At 62.1% G+C, this 20,123-nt stretch carries 17 protein-coding genes; 12 read left to right on the top strand and 5 right to left on the bottom strand.

What is annotated here, in order from left to right; translation table 11 throughout:
- Positions 1-634: 634 nt before the first annotated feature.
- The 4 genes from X738_RS53735 to X738_RS53720 all read right to left on the bottom strand — a co-directional run bounded on the left by X738_RS53735 (position 635) and on the right by X738_RS53720 (position 5,232).
- Positions 635-1,876, bottom strand: a complete 1,242-nt coding sequence (locus X738_RS53735; RefSeq protein ID WP_023798380.1) for an O-antigen ligase family protein — start codon at positions 1,874-1,876, stop codon at positions 635-637.
- Entirely contained in the window at positions 1,873-3,408 is a 1,536-nt protein-coding gene (locus X738_RS53730; protein WP_023798379.1) for an undecaprenyl-phosphate glucose phosphotransferase, read from the bottom strand. The genes X738_RS53735 and X738_RS53730 overlap by 4 nt, the downstream gene beginning before the upstream one ends.
- A 124-nt stretch (positions 3,409-3,532) precedes the next feature.
- Positions 3,533-4,663 (bottom strand): glycosyltransferase family 4 protein, encoded by a 1,131-nt coding sequence (locus tag X738_RS53725; RefSeq protein ID WP_023798378.1) that lies wholly within the window; start codon positions 4,661-4,663, stop codon positions 3,533-3,535.
- Between the two features lie 5 nt (positions 4,664-4,668).
- Entirely contained in the window at positions 4,669-5,232 is a 564-nt protein-coding gene (locus tag X738_RS53720; protein WP_023798377.1) for a polysaccharide biosynthesis/export family protein, read from the bottom strand.
- A gap of 259 nt (positions 5,233-5,491) precedes the next feature.
- Here X738_RS53720 and X738_RS53715 point away from each other — a divergent pair, with 259 nt between their 5' ends.
- Positions 5,492-7,726, top strand: a complete 2,235-nt coding sequence (locus tag X738_RS53715; RefSeq protein WP_023798376.1) for a GumC family protein — start codon at positions 5,492-5,494, stop codon at positions 7,724-7,726.
- 287 nt (positions 7,727-8,013) lie between these two features.
- Positions 8,014-8,385, top strand: coding sequence for an endonuclease domain-containing protein (locus X738_RS53710; protein ID WP_023798374.1), 372 nt, complete (start codon positions 8,014-8,016; stop codon positions 8,383-8,385).
- A gap of 17 nt (positions 8,386-8,402) precedes the next feature.
- Here the strand turns inward: X738_RS53710 and X738_RS53705 are convergent, their stop codons facing one another.
- Positions 8,403-9,656: a GNAT family N-acetyltransferase gene (locus tag X738_RS53705; protein WP_023798373.1), complete on the bottom strand. Its 1,254-nt coding sequence runs from the start codon at positions 9,654-9,656 to the stop codon at positions 8,403-8,405.
- A gap of 91 nt (positions 9,657-9,747) precedes the next feature.
- Here X738_RS53705 and X738_RS53700 point away from each other — a divergent pair, with 91 nt between their 5' ends.
- From X738_RS53700 to X738_RS53660, 10 genes are all read left to right on the top strand, one after another.
- The gene (locus tag X738_RS53700) at positions 9,748-10,803 is read left to right on the top strand and encodes a polysaccharide deacetylase family protein (protein WP_023798372.1); all 1,056 of its coding nucleotides are present in this window, start codon (positions 9,748-9,750) and stop codon (positions 10,801-10,803) included.
- Positions 10,804-11,294: 491 nt separating this feature from the next.
- The gene (locus X738_RS53695) at positions 11,295-12,305 is read left to right on the top strand and encodes an ABC transporter substrate-binding protein (RefSeq protein ID WP_023798371.1); all 1,011 of its coding nucleotides are present in this window, start codon (positions 11,295-11,297) and stop codon (positions 12,303-12,305) included.
- Positions 12,306-12,352: 47 nt separating this feature from the next.
- On the top strand, positions 12,353-12,754 hold the full coding sequence (locus X738_RS53690; RefSeq protein WP_023798370.1) for a hypothetical protein: 402 nt from the start codon (positions 12,353-12,355) through the stop codon (positions 12,752-12,754).
- Positions 12,755-12,805: 51 nt separating this feature from the next.
- Complete coding sequence (locus X738_RS53685; protein ID WP_023798369.1) at positions 12,806-13,813, top strand: ABC transporter substrate-binding protein; 1,008 nt, start codon at positions 12,806-12,808, stop codon at positions 13,811-13,813.
- A 44-nt stretch (positions 13,814-13,857) separates the two neighbouring features.
- Complete coding sequence (locus X738_RS53680) at positions 13,858-14,868, top strand: ABC transporter substrate-binding protein (protein ID WP_023798368.1); 1,011 nt, start codon at positions 13,858-13,860, stop codon at positions 14,866-14,868.
- A gap of 47 nt (positions 14,869-14,915) precedes the next feature.
- Positions 14,916-15,911, top strand: a complete 996-nt coding sequence (locus X738_RS53675) for an ABC transporter substrate-binding protein (RefSeq protein ID WP_023798367.1) — start codon at positions 14,916-14,918, stop codon at positions 15,909-15,911.
- Positions 15,908-16,498 carry an SCO family protein gene (locus tag X738_RS53670; RefSeq protein WP_051407750.1) on the top strand — a complete coding sequence of 197 codons (591 nt, stop codon included), beginning with the start codon at positions 15,908-15,910 and terminating at the stop codon, positions 16,496-16,498. Before X738_RS53675 ends, X738_RS53670 begins: the two co-directional genes overlap by 4 nt.
- A gap of 259 nt (positions 16,499-16,757) precedes the next feature.
- Entirely contained in the window at positions 16,758-18,572 is a 1,815-nt protein-coding gene (locus tag X738_RS0141125) for an ATP-binding protein (RefSeq protein WP_210163888.1), read from the top strand.
- A complete protein-coding gene (locus X738_RS53665; protein ID WP_023798364.1) occupies positions 18,569-18,934 on the top strand; it encodes a response regulator in 366 nt (121 codons plus the stop codon). Before X738_RS0141125 ends, X738_RS53665 begins: the two co-directional genes overlap by 4 nt.
- Positions 18,906-20,099 carry an adenylate/guanylate cyclase domain-containing protein gene (locus X738_RS53660; protein ID WP_306454940.1) on the top strand — a complete coding sequence of 398 codons (1,194 nt, stop codon included), beginning with the start codon at positions 18,906-18,908 and terminating at the stop codon, positions 20,097-20,099. The genes X738_RS53665 and X738_RS53660 overlap by 29 nt, the downstream gene beginning before the upstream one ends.
- Positions 20,100-20,123: the final 24 nt, after the last annotated feature.

Below are 20,123 nucleotides of genomic sequence, written 5' to 3'. Positions count from 1 at the left end.
GCGGAACCGCACCTGGAAGCCGACCTTCGAAAGTGAAGGGCTTCGAAACGCGGGAACCTTTCATCCGGGAGCCGCTTTGTGTGCATGTCCCAAGCCGTGCAACCACCCATATTGCCAAAGGGTAGCCCAGATCGGGACGTCAACTGTGAAGTCGCCTTGGAAGCCGCATTTGCAGCCTTGGTGACTGCCTCGGAAGCGAAGGGGTGGACGCCGCGCGAAACGGCTGCAGCCCTACTGAAAATCGCAACGGAGCATGCCCAGCGGTTCAGGCTTGTGCCGGCTGAGCCGCCAAGGTGGCGAACGCGAAGAGGTATGTTCATCGCGTGTGCCATGCTCGTGTTTTTGCTGTGTGCAGCCATCGTTTGGTGGGGTGCTTAGATGACGATCAACGTTTCGCCCCCGGATACGGCCGTTGCCGCGGTCGTAGTGATGGCGTTGCCGGCTATACGTTAGATTGCGCAACGCTCGCCTAAGTTCATCCGGCCAGCGCCATGCCGACGGCTATGCCTATGCCCATCACCAGCCCTGCAGCGAGTTCCCGCCATATTCGACGGCAATGGCTAAGACCACCACTCGCTGCCCCCAGTGCTGGACTCCGACCATTTTCAAGACTTAGACTTGCCCCAGAAATTCATCATGCCTTAGCCGCCGGCCGAAATTGCCGCTGATGGCGGTACTCGAGCGCGATGGCGCCCCAGATCAGCCCGAGCAGCAGATAGACGTGGCGCCAGTGATCGATGTCGATGAAGGTGCCCAGCGCGATATTGCCGATAAAGGCGACATAGGCGCACAGAAGGTAGGGCTGCCACGGCCTGTCGCGCAGGAGAATGCGGAATCCGGCCGCTATCGTCCAGCAGGTCAGCGTCAGGAACGAGACGAAGCCGAGCCAGCCATAGTCCAGCAGCATTTTCAGCCAGATGTTGTGCGTGTCCTCGCCGAAAATCGTGCCGAAGACGAGCGGGCCGATGCCGAGCGGATGCTCCAGCGCCATCTGGAAACCGAAGATATAGCGGGCGAAACGGCCGAGGCGGGCGGTATCGTAGCTCTGTTCCAGCTGGGCGCGGCTGGAGAACATTTCCGAGACGCCCGGCAGCTGCAGGATGACGAGCATCGCGATGACCAGCAGCGAAATGGCGGCGATGGTCATGACGACGACACGCAGCCGGAATTTTCCGCTGGCGCTCTGCAGGAACAGGGCGCCGGTGAGCAGGATCGCCGAAACGCCGAACATGCCCCAGGCGCCGCGCGAAAACGAGAAGAAAATCCCGGCGGTGATGATCAGCAGCGGCATCGCCAGCAACGGCATGCGGGAGACGGGGCCGGTCAGCAGGAGATGGAGCAGGTAGATGCCGGGCAGCACCAGGAACGGCCCGAACACGTTCGGATCCTGGAAGGCGCCGGTGGCGCGGTCGTATCTGGTGAAGATCTCCGCCCCCGGGAAGGCATGGAAATAGCCGGCGATCCCGAGCAGCGAGGTCAGCACCGCCGACATCACATAGGCCCGGAAGATCACCCGGTAGAGATTTGGCTGGACCGATGTCACCGAGGCGAAGAACACCGCGGTAAACGCCAGGAACAGCGACACGGCGAGATAGAGCGGGGTGCCGGCAATATCCGACATCTGGGTCATCGCGATCATGCCGCCGATGTTCATGACCACCAGCAGCACCAGCAGCGGCGCCGCCGCGCGCGATATGCGCAGGCCGAACAGGGCCCACACCGCCATCAGCGCGACCATATAGAGGTCGTATGGCGCCGGCTCGGCGATGACGAAGCCGGACAGGAAGACGCCGAGGAAAACCGCGCCCGACGCAATCAGCGCGATCAGCTTGGCGTTGACCGCGGCCGGCGACAGTTCATGCGCGACTGCGCTCAATAGGCATTTTCCGTATTGAGCAGTCGGATCGGTGTCAGGAACAGGATCCTCAGATCGAACAGCAGCGACCAGTTCTCGATATAATAGAGGTCGTATTCCGTCCGCATGCGGATCTTCTCGTTGGTATCCATCTCGCCGCGCCAGCCATTGATCTGCGCCCAGCCGGTGACGCCGGGCTTGACCTTGTGGCGTGCGAAATAGCCGTCGACCACCTCATTGTAGAGAAGGTTGTGCGACTGGGCGGCAATGGCGTGCGGGCGCGGGCCAACCAGCGACAGCGAACCGAAAAGCGAATTGAAGAACTGCGGCAACTCGTCGATCGAGGTCTTGCGGATGAAGCGGCCGACGCGGGTGACGCGCGGGTCGTTCCTGGTCACCGTCTGCTTGGCCGTCGGGTCGGCCTTGTCGGTGTACATCGAACGGAACTTGTAGACCTCGATGATCTCGTTGTTGAAGCCATGCCGCTTCTGGTGGAACAGCACCGGTCCCTTGCTGTCGAGCTTGATGGCGATCGCGGTCGCCAGCATGACCGGCGAGAACACGATGATGCCGATGATCGAGAAGACGATGTCGAAGGCGCGCTTGGCGACCGAATCCCAGTCGTTGATCGGCCTGTCGAAGATGTCGAGCATCGGCACCGAGCCGATGTAGGAATAGGCGCGCGGCCGGAATTGCAGCGCGTTCGAATGCGCCGAGAGCCGGATGTCGACAGGCAGTACCCACAGCTTCTTCAAAAGCTGCAGGACGCGCGTTTCGGCGGTCAGCGGCAGCGATACGATCAGCATGTCGATACGGGCGATGCGGGCGAACTCGATGAGCTCGGAAACGGTGCCGAGTTTTGGATAGCCGGCGACGATGGGCGGCGAGCGCTTGTCGCCGCGGTCGTCGAAGATGCCGCAGATGCGGATGTCGTTGTAGGGCTGCTTTTCGACGGAGCGGATCAGGACTTCCGCCGTCGTGCCGCCGCCCACGATGACGGCGCGGCGCTCCATGCGCCCGTCGCGCGCCCAGCGCCGGATCAGCTTCGACATCAGCAGCCTTAGGCCGAAGATCAGCATGAAGCCGACGACGAACCAGGTGCCGAAAACCAGGCGCGAATAATCTTGCGACATCTTCACGGCGAATGCTGTCAGCGCCATCAGGGCGAAGGTGCCGGCCCAGACCATCAGCAGTCGGCCGAAATTGGCGAGCGGCCGCATAAACGAGACGATCTGGTAGCAGTCGGTGACATCGAGCAGCACCACGGCGAGCGACGAAGCGGCGGCGATCGCCAGCGGATATTGCCAGGCGAGATGGTTGAAGAAGCCGACATAGTAAAAATAGATGCACAGGCCCGACAGGAACAGCAGTGCGAATTCGACCATCCGCAAGACGCCGCTGACCATGATCGGCGACATGGTGTCGCGCCGGTATTGCGACGCCACCTGACGGGCGACGTCGTTCATGCCGCCGGGGCTATCGTCGCCGGCCGGGCCGTTGAAATTGCGCACCGCGTCTTTCGAAAAGCGGCGTTTGGGATCGAAGTCGCTCATGATGCATCCGCAAAGCTTCACGCAAGTGAATAGCGAAAGAGAGCTAAGAAACCCTTGAAACAACAAATAGGTTTTGGAGAAGCTTTGAAGTCAGCGCCGTTTTGGGGTTAGCGCCCATTTCGGGTTAGCGCTTGAGCGCGGCGAAATAGGCCGTCTCGATCGCGGCGGCCATCACGTCGGCGCCGAATCGCGCCTTGAGGTCGGCGGTATCGGGCATCAGCCTACCATAGGCATCGGGGTCGGCCAGCGCCGCGCTCATCTTGTCGGCAAGCTCGCGCGGATCGGGCCGGATCAGGGCAGGGGAGCCGGCGCCAAAAATTTCCGGGATGCCGCCGACGCCGGTGGCGATCATCGATTTGCCGGCGGCGAGCGTCTCCAGCACGATGTAGGGCATGGCTTCCGCGCGCGAGGGCACGACGACCAGTTCGGCCAACTCGAAGGCCTTGCGCGCCGGCATCGGCGGCAGGAAGCGCATATGGCCTTCGAGCCCGAGCCGCTTCACTTGCGCATGGTAGCGCGGCAGGTCGTCGCCGTCGCCGACCATCACCGCATTCACCGGGCGGCCGAGCCGCGTTCCGGCAAGAACCAGCGCATCGATGAAGATGTCCGGTCCCTTGAGGTCGCGCATCATGCCGATATAGAGGGCATCGGCCGCATTCGGCTCGGCTCGCACCGGCTCGAACTCGGCGGCGCTCAGTCCATTGTAGACAAGGTTGTTCGGGATCGGCGGTTCGCCGACCTTCCTGCGATAGGTCTGCCTTTCATAGTCGGAGACAAACAGAAGATAGTCGGTGAAGCGCGCCATAAACCGCTCGAGCGCGAAGAACAGCTTCCCCGTGGCGGTGGTCTCGTCATAGTGAAGAGAGCCGCCGTGCGGCGAATAAAGGCGGGCTACGCGAGACCTTGATGCCCGCAACAATGAGCCGAACAGGCGGGCATAGGCGCCACCCTTGGCGCCGTGCCCGTGGAGCACGTCCGGCCGCAATTCCTTGATGATCTCAAATGTGCGCCAGGCCGAGGCGAGGTCGCCCGGTCCGACATGCCGCTGCATCGGCGTGCGATGGATGCCGAGCGCCATTATGCCCTTCATCTGTTCGAACAGATGTTCCTCGAAGTCGCCGCCCGTCGTCGAATCGCAGACGATGCCGACGGCATGCCCGGCGGCGACCTGCGCCTCGGTCAGGTCGCGCACGTGACGAAAAATCCCTCCGACAGGTGAGCGAAAGCAGTGGACGATCCTGAGTGTGTCCGCCACGTGGTCTAGAACAGGCGTTCGCGAACATAGACCGTGTCGCCGGGCAGAAGCGGGTCGGAGGTGGCAACGCGGCCGGTCATGACCTTGCCGTTGATGTCACGGGTGATGTCGACGCTTTGCTGGTTGGCACGCGGGCTGAAACCGCCGGCGATGGCAATCGCCTTTTGCACGGTCAGGCCGGGAACATAGGAGTACTGGCCCGCAGCACCGACTTCGCCCATGATGAAGATCGGCCGGTAGCGGTCGATCTCGACCGAAACGTCCGGATCACGGAGATAACCCTGGCGTAATTTATCGGCGATTTCGCCTTCGAGTTGCTGTGCGGTGTGGCCGCGCGCCGGCACGGCGCCGACCAGCGGGATGGACAGATAGCCGGATTGGTCGACACTGTAGACGTTGGTCAATCCTTCCTGCTCGAACACGGTGACGCGGACCCGGTCGCCGGCGCCGAGGCGATAGGGCTGATCGAGCATTTTATGAAAGGCGGCCGGCGCCGGCCGGTAGCTGGAGCAACCGGCAAGCAATGACACGGCGAGCAGCGCACGGAACAGGAGAGCAGTGGGTTTCATGACCGGACTTGTACCTTCGACTGGCCGCCGCAACACCGCGGCAAACGCTGGAGATCGAGGCCCGTTATCATCCGGTTAGGGTTAATGGCCGGTAAAGGCGGGCGGCCGAAGCGACGGCAACCGACGGGAGGCGGCCGGTTCCGGTGCTTTTAGCTGCCCGCGTGCGCGTAAAACCTGACAGGTGCTTACCGCAATATTAACGGCTGAGTTACCATATTTGTTTACGGTGTATACTGACTAAAATACCGGAGCAGGATGCATGTCCGTTCAATCCGCGGCCGCAGATGTCGACGTCGATCTCAGGCAGCTCTTCGCCAGCCTTGCGAGGAATTGGCTGCGCATTCTTGTCGTCGCGCTTGTCGTAACCGGCCTGGCGTTCGCGCTCACCTGGCTCGCCACGCCGCATTACCGGGCTGAAACCCGGCTTTTGATCGAAACGCGCGAATCGGTCTACACGCGCCCCGACGGCACCAATGACAACGACAAGCCTATACTCGACGAGGAAGGCGTGACCAGCCAGGTGGAGGTCATTTCCTCGACCGACATCCTCAAGCAGGTGGCGCAGAAGCTTGATTTGTCGCGGCTGCCCGAGTTCGACGAGACGGCGGATATGCCGGCGTTGAGCCGTCTGCTTGTCGTCGCCGGCCTGAAAAGCGACCCCAACGAGATTCCGCCGGAAGAACGCGTGCTGACGAAGATGCGTGAGAAGCTCAACGTCTATCGCGTTGAAAAATCTCGCGTTATCGTCATCGAATTCTCCTCGGAAGATCCCCGGCTCGCCGCCGCAATCCCGAACGCCATCGCCGACGCCTACATCTCCGTCCAGGGCAATGCCAACATCGAATCGAATTCCGCCGCAACCGACTGGCTGGCGCCGGAGATCGCCGACCTGTCGAAGCGGGTGAAGGATGCCGAGGCCAAGGTGGCAAGCTACCGCGCCCAGTCCGATCTTCTGATGGGCGGCAACAATTCGGTGCTCGCCACGCAACAGCTTTCCGAACTGTCCAGCGAATTGTCGCGGGTGCGGGCCAATCGCGCCTCGGCGGCAGCGACTGCCGACAGCGTGCGCAGGGCGCTGCAGAATGGCGGCTCGCTGGATGCGGTACCGGAGGTGCTGTCGTCCGGACTGATCCAGCGGCTGCGCGAGCGGCAGGTCGAGCTCAAGACCAACATCGCCGACCTTTCCACCTCCTTGCTCGACAATCATCCGCGTATCCGGGCGCTGAGGTCGCAGCTTGCCGATCTCGACCGCCAGATCCGCAACGAGGCGGAAAAGATCATGACAGGGCTGATGACGCAGGCGCAGACCGCCCAGGCCCGCGAAAACCAGCTTGTCGCCGACGTCAACACGCTAAAGGCCGCATCGGCGCGCGCCGGCGACCAGCAGGTCGAACTGGACGCGCTGCAGCGCGAAGCGACCGCCCAGCGCCAGCTGCTCGAATCCTACCTGACCCGTTATCGTGAGGCGTCCTCGCGCAAGGACAGCAACTATCCGCCGGTCGACGCCCGTGTCTTTTCCAGCGCGGTGGCGCCGTCCCAACCCTATTATCCAAAAATCCTGCCGATCATCGGTGCGGCCTTCGTCGGCTCGCTGCTGGTCATGGCGATCGTGACGCTTCTGCAAGAGCTGTTTTCGGGTCGCGCCATGCGGCCGGCCGCCGGCGCCCGCTTCGAGCGGATCGAACAGGTCGCGATGCCGGTTGCCCGCGAACCGCCCAATCACGAACCGTCCGATCACGAACCGCCCGATCACGAGCCACCCAATCAGGAATCGGCCGATATCGAAGACCTTGGGGATCGGATGGCGGAAGTCCAGGCAGAGCCGCAAGCGGCTGCCGCGGCGCCAGCAACTGGCCCCGCAACTGGTGACGACGTCGGGCCGGCGCGCCGCAGCCTTGGCGAGGTCGAAATCGACAAGGCGGTGGAGAAACTGATCACAAGCGGTGCGGCACGCGCCATATTCGTGTCGCCGGAAGGCGACGAGGCGGCCGCCTCGGCGGTGCTGGTGGCGCGTGAGGTTTCCGACACCGGCCTGCGCGTGCTCCTGCTCGATCTCACCGCTTCGGGCGCCGCTTCGCGGCCGACGCTGGACAGCAGGCTTTTCCCGGGCATCACCGATCTGCTCGCCTCCGAAGCGCAGTTCAGCGACGTGATCCATGCCGATCTCTATTCGGACTGCCACGTCATTCCCGTCGGCAACGCCGATCCGGTTCGCGCCATGCGCGCCGCCGACCGGCTGCCGATCATCATGCAGTCGCTGACCACCGCCTACGATCTGGTCGTGGTCGAATGCGGACCCACCGACGCGCAAGGCATCAGCCGCCTTGTCGGCGAGGGCACAGAAGTCTTCCTGTCGCTGCTGGAGCCGAACGACGAGGTGGCGCAGGCCGCGGTCGAACTGATCGAGAGCGGCTATCCCGACCTGACGCTGGTGACGCCGGTCGGCCATCAGACGCCAGGGACGCCGCTACCCGGACGGCGCTCCGCCGCCTGAGACAGTTCGATAATTCTCTTGAACGTTGTCGACCAGAGTTTGCAGCCGTGGCGGCAATAGCGTGCTCTTGCCTTCTCCCCTTGTGGGAGAACGTGGATCGGCGCGCAGCGCCGAGACGGTTGAGGGGTGTTGGCCGGATCGCTGTTGGTGCCAAGCTGGAACACCCCTCATCCGACCGAGCTTCGCTCGGCCACCTTCTCCCACAAGGGGAGAAGGGGGAGCCAATCGCGAACGTCAGCATTTGCGTGACGATGGTGCTGGACGCGCAGGCCGGGTAATCTCGCCCGATGCCGCATCAGCCCGTCGCTCCGACCAAACGTCGTTTCGCCCGCTCGATGCGCCGCGAGTCAACGGAGGCGGAGGACCGCCTGTGGCACGAACTGCGCGGACGCAGGCTCGACCGCATCAAATTCCGGCGTCAGGTTCCTATCGGCAGATTCATCGCCGATTTCGTTTGCGCCGAGGCCAGGCTGATCGTCGAGATCGACGGCAGCCAGCATGCGGATTCAAACTATGATCGGGAGCGAGACGCCGAATTGAAGGCGAGGGGCTTTCGTGTGCTGCGCTTCTGGAACGACGACGTGCTGCGCGATTTGAACGCCGTCTGCGACACCATCATCGCTTATGTCGGCGACCAGAGTTTGCAGCCGTGGCGGTAATAGGGGAGCCAAATCACTTACGTCCCGGAATCTCGGCAGCGTTCAGCTGTCGTCTTCGCCCTTGCTGGCACAGCCTGTCCGGCCGTCTTGCGGCGCAGCATCTTGGTCAGCTTCCAGATCGTAGGGCTGTTCTTGACGAAGGCTTTCAGGCGCGCGCCCTGCCGCAGGACAAACACCAGCGCGCGGCCTTTTGCCGTCAGCGGAATCAGGACCTCGAAATGCCGGGTCTCGATATTGCACCACAGCCGCTTGTAGGGTTCGTCGCCGACCGAGAAATCATAGACATCGAACCCGCTCTCGCAGGCTTCCTCGATGTTGTCGAAGAACAGGAAGTCGCCGGGGCTGGCATGGGCAAGGTCGTCGTCGGCGATCGCTCCGAATTCGCAGATCAGGCGTTTTCCCGAGCGGCTCGATCCGGTGACGGCGCGAAGCTTGCCGGCGACTTCGAGCCCATGCAGCACGAAGGACGGCTTTTCGTCGGAAAGCGCTTCGACGAACAAGGCGCGGAAGAAAGCGCGAACCTGTGGCTCGCCGAAGACGTTGGCGATGCCCATCTTGCGGAAGCGGAACTCCTTCATCTCGAAAAACGCATCGAGCAGCCTGTTCACCTCGTCCGCCGTCCGGGCCTCGATGCGGCGGTGGCTGCCGACGGCCCCAAACTTGCGCGCCTGCGAGCGGTGCCTCTTGCGCCTGCGCTTGCCGCTCGCGCGCGAGAGCAGCGCATCAAAACCTCCCGCCAGGTCGACGGCCAGCGACAGGTTGGGGCTGGGAAAATGCGGGAGGGACAGAAGCGGATTGGCAACGCGGTCGAGATCGGGCAGCAGCCGTTCCAGCGAGACGAGGTCGATGTCCGGCCGCGCCCTGGCGATCGCCGCCAGCATCGAGCGGATCGCCGCGCCATCCGCCCTGGTCAGCCAGGACGGGTCGGCGGCGGCGAAATTGCCGTTGGCATGGCGGCCGCCCATGAAACGGGCGACGCGTAACGGACCGCGGCTGGTGACTTCCAGCGCCAACCAAAAAACCGGCCGGCCGTCAGCGCTCAGCGTCGCCAAGACGGTGTCCGCTTCGGCATGTCTGGCCCAGTTCAGGATCCAGGCCGGGCTCTGCGCCGGCGCGAACAGCGCTGAACCGCAGAACTCGGCATAGGCCGCAAGTGCCGCACCGTCGGCGACCGACACCGACAGGCCGCCATGATCCGCAGGTACCGCGCGCGGCGCCGCCTGCATGGCCTCGAGCCGATTGCCGTCAAATGACGCGGTGGCGTCAACCATACCTCAATCCTTTAGGGCGTATTCACCGCGATTGGGGGCGCACATAGGCGCATTCCGTGCTTGGATGAGCCTAGGCGCAAAAGGTGAATGAATGATCGACGGGGGCGAGGCAATCCGGAAACTGGCGCTCAACGTCGTGCGCTATACCGGTCTTGCCCCGCTGGCCAAGCCGTTCGTCGGCGGCATCGGCGCCATCCTGATGCTGCACCGGGTCACCGCCACGCCGGAAAAGCCTGATAGCGTCAACCGGCATCTCAACATCGCGCCTGAGTTCCTCGACGCTGTCATCGCCGACATGAAGGCGCACGGCTATGCATTCGTCACCCTGGACGAGGCGATCGAGCGCATCAAGGCCGGCGGCAAGGGTGGCCAGTTCGCGGCGATCACCGCCGACGACGCCTATCGCGACAACAAGACCGAGGCGCTGCCGGTGCTGGAAAAGCACGGCGCGCCAATCACCATCTATGTCGCGCCGGGGCTGATAAACGGCGCCGCCGATCTATGGTGGGAGGTGGTCGAGGACATCGTCAGCGCGCGCAACCGGCTGGTTTTGACGACACCGAACGGTCCGGTGACGATCGACTGCTCGACCCCGGGCAAGAAAATCCAGGCCTTTGCGCGCCTGCACGATTATCTGACGCTGGAGGTCCGCGAGGAGGACCAGCGCGCGGTGCTGCGCGAATTGGCGCGGTCGAACGGTATCGAGTTGGGCGACCGCCAGAGCCTGTTGATGAACTGGGACGAGATCCGCGCCATGGCAGGGCATCCGCTGGTGACGATCGGCGCGCACACCGTCAATCATCGCAATCTGAAGCGGCTTTCCGAAGCCGATGCGCGGCACGAGGTCGACGGCGTCAGCGGCATATTGCAGGCCGAGCTTGGCGAGGCGCCGCGCCATTTCGCCTATCCCTATGGCTATGCCAGCGCCGTTGGTGACCGCGAAGTCGGCTTTGCCCGCGACGCCGGCTATGTCTCGGCGGTGACGACACGCCACGGCGTGCTGCGCGCCAAACATGCCGGCTTCCTGCACGCGCTGCCGCGTATTTCGGTCAACGGTCGCTATCAGAGCGTTGCCCATATCCGCACGATGCTGTCGGGCGTGACGACGCCGCTGGCCAACGCCGGCAAGATGCTCGTCACCATCTAGCGGTGAGACACTCCGGTGGAGGGCAAACCCTTTGCGGACCATCCCTGATGGGAGGTCAAGGGAACGTCGTGACCCAAGGCGGTCATTCCCGAACCGTCCGCCCAAGGTCTGAATCGACTATCAGGGCGGACGTTCAACGCCCTATTGTCGAAGGTCTCTTTGCAAGAAGAGACTGTGCCAGCGCGAGGTCGCGACCGGTAGGCTGACAGATGGGCTAGTCTGGCGGAGCTGCGGCAGCGTAAAGGATAATCGTTTGAGGCTGAGTGAGCTTTACCCTCGCTACGCGGGCCAATCGGGAGTATAGTTGCGTATCGCTGGCTGGGACCTCACGGGGCCGGCGACTGAGAGCGCAAGACTCCCGCATCAGACTAGGCGCGCTCCAACCTGCAGCTGTTCGGCGCGCCCACGAGACTATCTGCCTCTGCCGGAACCTCTTTTTGCTCGGTTCCGACCGGAATTGTCGTTTGCAGTTCGGGAGAGGGAGCGATCCCATGCAGATCATTCAAAATCGCCGCACGTTCCTGGCCGGCTTGACGGCGGCCGGCGGAGCCCAACTCTTCAACATTCGTCCATCCAAAGCTGCGGGGGAGCCACCGCCGGAAACGACTTCCGTCCGTCTGGGGCGGTGGATCGATGGCTCCTATTGCTGGGCGTCGCTCTATCTCGCGGGCGAGTTGATGCGCGCCGACGGATTGACCGATGTCCGCTACGTGCAAGGCGACACCAACGTCGACAACACCGAGTGGCTTACCGCCGGCGTCACGGATTTCGATTTCAACATGCCGTCGATGCACATCCGGAGCATCGAATCAGGGGCAAGTATCAAAATCCTGACCGGCGTGCACACAGGCTGCTGGGAACTGCGGGGCAATGACAGCGTCAACGGCATTGCCGACCTAAAGGGCAAACGGGTCGGGATTTGGGCGTTCAACGACCACCCGCATGTCTTTCTCAGCTTGATGATCAACTATGTTGGGCTTGATCCCGTTCACGAGATCGAATGGGTGTTGGGCATCTCTCCGATGCAGGATTTCATCGAAGGCAAGGTCGACGCCTTCCTCGCCGGCATCACCGAGTTGCCCGGCCTGCGCGCGAAGAAGATCGGCCACACGATCATCAGCAACGCCGTCGACCGGCCCTGGTCACAATATTACTGCTGCATGGTCGCCGGCAGGACTGATTACGTGGACAAGTACCCTGCTGCGACCAAGCGCATATTGCGCGCCATCCTGAAGTCCATCGATTTCTGCGCGTCGGATCCGGCATCGGCTGCGCGCGAACTCGTCGATCGAGGCTTTCTGCCCAGCTATGACCTCGCTCTGATAACGCTGAAAGAGGCCCAGCACGACAGGTGGCGAGGTTACGATTCCGAGGATTCGGTCCGCTTCTATGCGCTGCGAATGCAGGAGACGGGCATGATCAAGTCGAGCCCGCAACAGATTATCGCCCAGGGAACAGACTGGCGCTTCCTCGACGAGTTGAAGCACGAGCTGAAACTGTGAGCGTGTGGCCGGCACGCAGTGCCGTATCCACGGAAGGGAGCGCCCAAATGCAGGTCATCCAGAACCGCCGCCGCTTCTTAGCCGGTATGAGTGCAATCGGCGCCGTTGGACTTGCCGGCGGTCGCAATTCATCCGCCGAGAATGCCCTGCTCGATACGACCACCGTCCGCTTCACCCATACCCCCGCCACCTGCAACGCACCTCTCTACCTCGCCGAGGAACTGTTGCGCGCCGACGGCTTTACCGGCCTCACCTATGTGGACGTGGATGCGGGCGTCAATACGCCGATGAAAATGACAAACGGCGAAGCGGATTTCGGGTTTGAGTTCGCCAGTGCCATCGTCATCGCAATCGATGCCGGCACAGCAACTCGCTCCAACAACAGCGTCCAACTGAAGGGGCGGCCGAGTGGATGCGCGTTCAGTGATTCAGTCCGACATCAGATTTGACCCGCGGATGACTCGACTGCCCGTTGGCCGAAGCTAACGATGGAGATATCCATGCAGAAGGTCCAAAGCAGACGCCGCTTCTTGGCCAATATGGCGGCGGCAGGAGTCGCCGGAGTTGTCGGCACCCGAAATTCACGTGCCGAAGAGGGCGGTCTCGAAACGACCACGGTCCGGCTCGCAAAACTCCCTGCCATCTGCATGGCGCCACAGTACGCCGCCAAGGAGTTGCTGCACGCAGAGGGCTTTACCGAAGTTCGCTATGTTGCAGTTGAGCTAGGTGACGCAACGACGAAGAGTATTGCAGCAGGCGAGGTGGATTTTAGCCTGAACTACGCGGGAAATCTCATCGTGCCGATGGATCTTGGAATACCGATCACGGTGGTTTCCGGCGTGCACACGGGATGCTTCGAGCTCTTCGGGAGCGAAGGGATCCACCGCATCACAGACCTGAAGGGCAGGACCGTAGGCGTGCCAAGTATAGGATCAGGGCCCCACCTGTTCTTGGCAAGTATGGCCACTTATGTCGGGCTTGACCCTGTGAGGGACATCAACTGGGTTGCCAGTCCATCCATCAAGCCAAAGGAGCTCTTTGTTGAGGGCAAAATCGATGCATTCCTTGGCCTTCCACCCGATCCGCAGGAGTTGCGCGACCGCAAAATCGGTCACGTCATCGTCAATAGCGCTGTGGACCGTCCATGGTCGCAGTACTTCTGCTGCTTGTTGGCTGGCAATGCGGAGTTCGTTCGGAACAACCCTGTCGCCACCAAGCGCGTCTTGCGCGCCATTCTCAAGGCGGCAGACCTCTGCGTCGCAGAGCCGCAGCGCGTCGCGCAACAGATCGTCGATAACGGGTTCACCGCCAACTATGACTATGCCCTGCAGACGATGAATGAAGTGCCTTATGGCAAGTGGCGCGAATACGAGCCCGAGGACACCGTACGGTTTTACGCCTTGCGCCTGCATGAGGCCGGCATGATCAAGACGAGCCCCCACCAGATTATCGCCAACGGAACGGACTGGCGCTTCCTCAACGAGGTGAAACGTGAGCTGAAGACGTGAGCGGGGGGCGGGCACTCAGTGCCTTTCCAGGGAAGGAGAGCACCATGCAAATCATCCAGAACCGCCGTCGCTTCTTGGCGGGCGCGGCTGCAGCCAGCGCCGCGGGGCTCATCGGGACCGCGACACAGGCATGGGCCGAGCCACCCCCGGAAACGACCTCCGTCCGCTTGCCGCGGTGGATCGATGGCGCCTACTGCTGGGCCGGCTTGTATATCGCCGGAGAGCTGCTGCGCGCGGAGGGCTTCACCGACGTCCGTTATGTGCAAGGCGACAAGAGCGTCGACCAGTGGAAGTGGATTGCGCGCGGCGAGACGGATTTCAGTGTGAACTACGCGCCGATCCATATCGCCTCGATCGAGGCCGGCGTGCCGATCAAGGTCCTTACCGGACTGCATTCCGGATGCCTCGAACTGATCGCCAACGACAGGATCAAAGACATCACGGACCTGCGCGGCAAACGGGTGGGCACGAAGACCTTCGATACGCCGTCATACGTCTATGTTGCCCTGATGGCCGCCTATGTCGGGCTCGATCCCGTCAACGATATCGAGTGGGTCATCGAGCAAGGCGATCCGGCGAAGAGCTTCGCCGAAGGAAAGTTCGACGCGTACCTCTTCACGCCGCCGCAGCCGCAGAAACTGCGCGCCAAGAAGATTGGCCACACGATCCTCAACACGACCCTCGACCGCCCCTGGTCGCAGCATTTCTGCTGCATGGTTTCCGGCACTGACGATTATGTGAACAGGTACCCGGTGGCAACCAAGCGTGTGCTGCGGGCCATCTTGAAGGGCGCCGATCTTTGCGCGTCCGATCCGTCATGGAGTGCCAGTCAGCTAGTCGATCGAGGTTTCCTGCCCAGTTATGACTACGCGCTGCAAACGCTGAGCGACACCCGGTACGACACTTGGCGGGACTACGATGCCGAAGCGTCAATCCGCTTCTTCGCGCTCCGCATGCAGGAGACGGGCATGATCAAGTCAAATCCGCAGAGGATCATCGCCGCAGGCACGGACTGGCGCTTCCTTGACGAGCTGAAGCGCGAGTTGAAGATGTAAGGGCGTGGCCCGCATGCAGTGCCGTTTTCCAAGGGAAGGAGAGCCCCATGCAAATCATCCAAAACCGCCGCCGCTTCCTGGCCGGCGCCGCGGCGGTCGGCGCCGCGGGCCTTATCGGCACCGCGACGCGAGCCCAGGCCGAGCCGCCACCCGAGACGACCACTATCCGCCTCGCGATGCCTGCTGCCGCCTGTATCGCTCCGCTAGTGATGGCCGAGGAGTTTCTTCACGAGGAGGGTTTCAGGGAAGTTCAGTATGTGCCGATGCCCCTCACTGGGGCTGCCATGCTGACGGACGGCGAGGTCGATTTCGACATGCCTGCCTGGTCCGACTACCTGCCCCTGGCGGACGCTGGAAGGCCATTGACGGTGCTCTCCGGCGTCCAGGTGGGATGCTACGAACTGCGTGCCAATCAGAGCATCCAGAGTGTTGCGGATTTGCGCGGGAAGAGGGTAGCCATAAACGACTTCGGTACTACCGACCATATGCTGGTCAGCATGATGGCAGCCTATGTCGGGCTCAAACCTGCCTCCGACATCAACTGGGTCGTGAACGCGTCGGTCAGCCAGGCCGAGCTCTTCATCGCCGGTGAGGTCGATGCATTCATCGGCTTTCCGCTCGGGCCCGAGAAGCCGTGCCCGCGAAATGTCGGTCATGTCGTCGTCAACATCGCCCATGATCGCCCGTGGTCGAATTATTTCTGCTGCATGGCTGCCGCCAATGCCGATTTCATGCGGGCTAATCCGGTGGCGACGAAGCGCGCTTTGCGTGCCATCCTCAAGGCGACCGACATCTGTCACCAGCAGCCTGAACAGGTGGCGCAGCGGATGGCTGCCCTCGGTTTCTCGCACGAGTGCGTGCTGATGACTTTGAACGATAGCCGCTATGGGCTTTGGCGAGAGTACGATCCGGAAGACTCGGTCCGCTTCTTTGCGCTTCGGCTGAACGAGCTGGGCATGATCAAGAAGACCCCGAAGGAAGTCATCTCCGGATTCACCGACTGGCGCTTCCTCGAGGAGATCAAGCGCGAGTTGAAGACGTGAGCGCGTGGCCGGCGGGTGTCCTGGTGCTGGCCGTGCTCGTCTTTCCAACGCAGGGGCTTTCACACGACTCGATGCACAACGAACGGTTGCCGGTGATCGGCCCCGCGCCCGACTTCGTGCTCACCTCTCAGGACAATCGGCCAGTAGCGCTTGCCGATTATCGCAGTAGGGTCGTCGCCGTCACCTTCATCTTTGCCTCCTGCACAGATACCTGCCCGATCCTGACCGCCTTGATGGTGCGGGTTCAGGACGAGCTGGGATCTGCGTTCGGCAACAAGATCGCTTTCGTTTCCATTACCGTCGATCCGGAGCGGGACACACCCGAGGTCTTGAGGCAGTATGCCGAAAATTTCGGCGCCGATCTCAAGGGCTGGGCGTTCCTTACCGGAGAGCCCGCCGCCATCCGCGAAGTGGTTCGCAAATATGGCGTTTTCGCGAGGAAGACGACGGGGGGAGACGTCGACCACACCTTCCTGACGTCACTCGTAGACCCGGATGGCATCTTGCGTGTACAGTATCTTGGCGTTCGGTTCGACCTGGAGGAGTTCCGGGGTGACCTTCTCAGCCTCTTGGACGAATCCAAATAAAATCACGAACCGGCTGGTCGGCTGGGTTGCGCGGCTGCCGGCGCGCGTCCAGACCAAGCTGTTGATCGCATTCCTGTCGATCGTCGGGCTGCTGATCGTGCTCGGGGCTGTCGGGTTACAGGTGCTGAGTGGGGTGAACGATCAGACGACCGAGCTGATCAAGCTGCAGCGCAGGATCGCAGCCTATCGCCAGGTGCAGCACGATACGACGAACCAACTCTATGGCATCTCGACCGCACTTTTGCTTCAGGACGACCGGATGCTGGATGCGGCGCTGCGCCAGCTCAATCAGTTTGGCTACGACCTCGACCGCATGGAGTTCGTCGCCGAAAGTGAGGCGGAAGTACTCGGCGAAGTCCGGCAGGAGTACGAACGGGTTACGGCCGGCGTGACACATGTCGCGGAGCTCTTCCGTGCCGGCCGCACGGAGGAGGCGCGTACGGTTCAGCAGGCTGAGATCATGCCCTCGGCCGACCGCCTGGAGCGGCTGACCAATCAACTGGTCAATATGGCCGAAGCCGACATGGTGGCGGCAATCGAAACGACCGAGGGGGCGTACGGGACCTCCCGACTGATTGTGCTCTCCTTTGCGGTGGGCAGCATCCTGCTGGCGCTGGGGCTGGGCTACATCATCTCCTGGTCGTTGATCGAGCCGGTCAAGAAGATTGAGACGCGTCTGCGCCAGATAGCGGCCGGCGACTTTGCCCAACAGGTTGCCGTCACCAACCGGGACGAGCTCGGAGTGCTTGCCGGCAATGTCAACCAGACGTCCGAACAGCTGGGGCGGCTTTATCAAGAGGTGCAGGCGCGCACGGCCGAGCTTGCGCGCTCGGTCGGCGAACTGGAGGCGCTCGGGGAAGTCAGCAAGGCGGTCAATTCGACGCTCGATCTCGACACGGTGCTACAGACGATCGTTGCGAAGGCGGTTCAATTGTCGGACACGGATGCGGGCACCATCTATGTGTTCAGCAGCACCAGGCAACAATTTCGCCCGCGCGCAACCTATGGGATGAGCGACGAACTCATCGCCGCGATTTCCGACCAGGCCATCGGGCTGAACGATCCCGGAATTGGCGACGCGGCACGGCGCTGTGCACCTGTCCAGGTACCGGATCTCAGCGAAGGAACGCCGTCTCCCGCTCAGAAGATCGTCCTCGACGCCGGATATCGCAGCGTTTTGGTGGTTCCGCTGCTCAGGCCGAACAAGCTCGTCGGCGCGCTCGTCGTCAGGCGCCGCAAGCCAGGTGAATTCGACCAGCAAATCATTCATCTGCTGGAGACGTTCGCAGCGCAATCGGTGCTCGCAATCCAGAATGCCAAGCTGTTCCGCGAGATCGAGGAAAAAGGCCGGGAGCTGGAGACGGCCAGCCGCCACAAGTCTCAGTTCCTCGCGAATATGAGCCACGAACTCAGGACGCCGCTCAATTCAGTTCTGGGCTTCACCGAATTGCTGGTCGACGGGATTTACGGCGAGCTCCCGGACAAGGCCAAGACGACTATTGCGCGCGTGCAAGCAAACGGCCGTCATCTCTTGGGGCTCATCAACGACGTGCTCGATCTTTCAAAGATCGAAGCGGGCCAGCTCACGCTGGCGCTGGAGGATTATTCCGTTGGGCAAATTGTTCGATCGACCGTTACAGCTGTGGAGCCGCTGGCGCGTTCAAAAGGGCTTTCGCTCGCTGCGACCGTCGCCGAAAATCTTCCGCTGGGTCGCGGGGACGAACGCCGCCTGACCCAAGTCCTGCTCAATCTTGCCGGCAATGCCGTCAAGTTCACCGAGAGGGGCGCGATCGACATTCTTGCCGATGCGGTCGACGGGCACTTTGAGATCATCGTGCGCGACACGGGTCCCGGCATTGCACCCACAGACCAGGCGCTCATCTTCGACGAATTCCAACAGGTCGACAGCAGCAGCACCAGGCAGAAGGGTGGCACGGGCCTCGGCCTAGCGATCTCGAAGCGTATCGTGGAAATGCACGGTGGAACCATAGGCGTCGAATCCGTGCCCGGTTCAGGCTCGACATTCCGCATGGCGATACCGATCCGGGTGGGAGAGGATGTGAAGGCAACATGAGCAAGAGAATCCTGATGGTGGAAGACACCGAGGACAACCGGCAGATCGTACGCGATCTCATCGCCACCACCGAATACGAACTGATCGAGGCCGCGGACGGTGCTGCCGGTGTCGCTGCCGCTGCAGCTGAGAAGCCAGACCTGATCCTGATGGACATTCAGCTTCCGGTGATCGACGGATATGAAGCTGCCCGCCGCATAAAGGCTGACCCGGCGCTCCGGCACATTCCGATAGTCGCCGTCACCTCCTACGCATTGTCGGGCGATGAGGCGAAAGCCCTTGCTGCCGGGTGCGATGGCTACATTGCCAAGCCATTCAGTCCGCGCCAGCTGCTTGCCAAGATCCGGGAGTTGCTTTCCTAGAGGAGACAGGGCCTTGCACGATCCGCCTCGCATTCTCGCCGTCGACGATACCCCGGAAAACCTCGAAATCCTGCGTATGCGCCTCGAGGCGAATGGCTACGAAGTGGTAACAGCAGCCGACGGCGAAGAGGGGCTTGCGAAGGTGCGCAGCCTCAGGCCGGACCTCATCCTCCTCGACATCATGATGCCGAAGCTCGACGGGATAAGCGTCGTGCGGATGCTCAAGGCAGACGTTTCGCTGCGATCGATCCCGGTTATCCTTGTCACCGCAAAAGCCGATACGCGGGATGTAGTCGAGGGATTGGATGCCGGCGGCGACGACTATCTAACCAAGCCGTTCGAGCACAGAGCGCTAGTGGCGCGCGTGCGGTCGATGCTACGCCAGAAGGCGCTTTACGACACCGTGGAGAGCCAGACGCGGCTCCTCGAGGGTCAGGCAGCACAATTGGCTGCATGGAATCGCTCTCTTGAACAAACAGTTGCGGAGCAGGTTACGGAGATCGAGCGAATGGGCCGGCTCCGACGGTTTCTTCCCGCGCAGGTCGCCGACCTTGTCGTTGCGGCAGGCAATGGCGACGCGCTTCTTCAAAGCCATCGTCGCGAGGTGACCGTCGTTTTCTGCGATTTGCGCGGCTTTACAGCCTTCGCCGAGACTGCCGAGCCCGAGGAGGTAATGACGGTTCTTGGCGAGTACCATTCCTGTCTCGGCGAACAGATCGTCCGTCACGAGGGGACTTTGGAGCGGTTCGTGGGCGACGGTATCGTTGTTGTTTTCAACGATCCGCTGCCCTGTGCCGATCACACCGAGAGGGCTGTCTCAATGGCTGCGGCGATGCGTGACGCAATTGACGAGCATTCAGAGCGATGGCGTAAACGGGACTACTTGCTTGGCTTCGGCATCGGTATCGCCCGGGGACACGCCACCATCGGGCGGATCGGTTTCGATCAGCGCGCGGACTATGCGGTCATCGGCACTGTGTCGAACCATGCGGCCCGATTGTGCGAGGAGGCCAAGTCTCGCCAGATTCTCGTCAGCCAACGGGTTCTTGGCGCCGTCGAATCATTGGTCGAATCCGTTCCAGTTGGCGAACTGACACTGAAGGGGTTTCGCCGCCCTATGCTGGCTTACGAAATTGTCCGGTGGCTTGGCCGGTCAAGTTTATGAACGCAGCCCAATGAGTGACCCGCG

Origin of the sequence: Mesorhizobium sp. L48C026A00, from assembly GCF_000502375.1 — a bacterium.
GTDB lineage: Bacteria > Pseudomonadota > Alphaproteobacteria > Rhizobiales > Rhizobiaceae > Mesorhizobium > Mesorhizobium muleiense.
Note: the sequence above shows the minus strand (reverse complement) of the source record. Positions and strands in the feature narration are given on the sequence as shown.

Bases quoted from the DNA above. Each gene is read 5' to 3' on its own strand.
- X738_RS53730 (WP_023798379.1), bottom strand. From the start codon at position 3,408: ATGAGCGACTTCGATCCCAAACGCCGCTTTTCGAAAGACGCGGTGCGC.
- X738_RS53680 (WP_023798368.1), top strand. From the start codon at position 13,858: ATGCAAATCATCCAGAACCGCCGTCGCTTCTTGGCGGGCGCGGCTGCA.
- X738_RS53720 (WP_023798377.1), bottom strand. From the start codon at position 5,232: ATGAAACCCACTGCTCTCCTGTTCCGTGCGCTGCTCGCCGTGTCATTG.
- X738_RS53690 (WP_023798370.1), top strand. From the start codon at position 12,353: ATGCAGGTCATCCAGAACCGCCGCCGCTTCTTAGCCGGTATGAGTGCA.
- X738_RS0141125 (WP_210163888.1), top strand. From the start codon at position 16,758: ATGCTGGATGCGGCGCTGCGCCAGCTCAATCAGTTTGGCTACGACCTC.
- X738_RS53705 (WP_023798373.1), bottom strand. From the start codon at position 9,656: ATGGTTGACGCCACCGCGTCATTTGACGGCAATCGGCTCGAGGCCATG.
- X738_RS53695 (WP_023798371.1), top strand. From the start codon at position 11,295: ATGCAGATCATTCAAAATCGCCGCACGTTCCTGGCCGGCTTGACGGCG.
- X738_RS53710 (WP_023798374.1), top strand. From the start codon at position 8,014: ATGCCGCATCAGCCCGTCGCTCCGACCAAACGTCGTTTCGCCCGCTCG.
- X738_RS53715 (WP_023798376.1), top strand. From the start codon at position 5,492: ATGTCCGTTCAATCCGCGGCCGCAGATGTCGACGTCGATCTCAGGCAG.
- X738_RS53685 (WP_023798369.1), top strand. From the start codon at position 12,806: ATGCAGAAGGTCCAAAGCAGACGCCGCTTCTTGGCCAATATGGCGGCG.
- X738_RS53665 (WP_023798364.1), top strand. From the start codon at position 18,569: ATGAGCAAGAGAATCCTGATGGTGGAAGACACCGAGGACAACCGGCAG.
- X738_RS53675 (WP_023798367.1), top strand. From the start codon at position 14,916: ATGCAAATCATCCAAAACCGCCGCCGCTTCCTGGCCGGCGCCGCGGCG.
- X738_RS53700 (WP_023798372.1), top strand. From the start codon at position 9,748: ATGATCGACGGGGGCGAGGCAATCCGGAAACTGGCGCTCAACGTCGTG.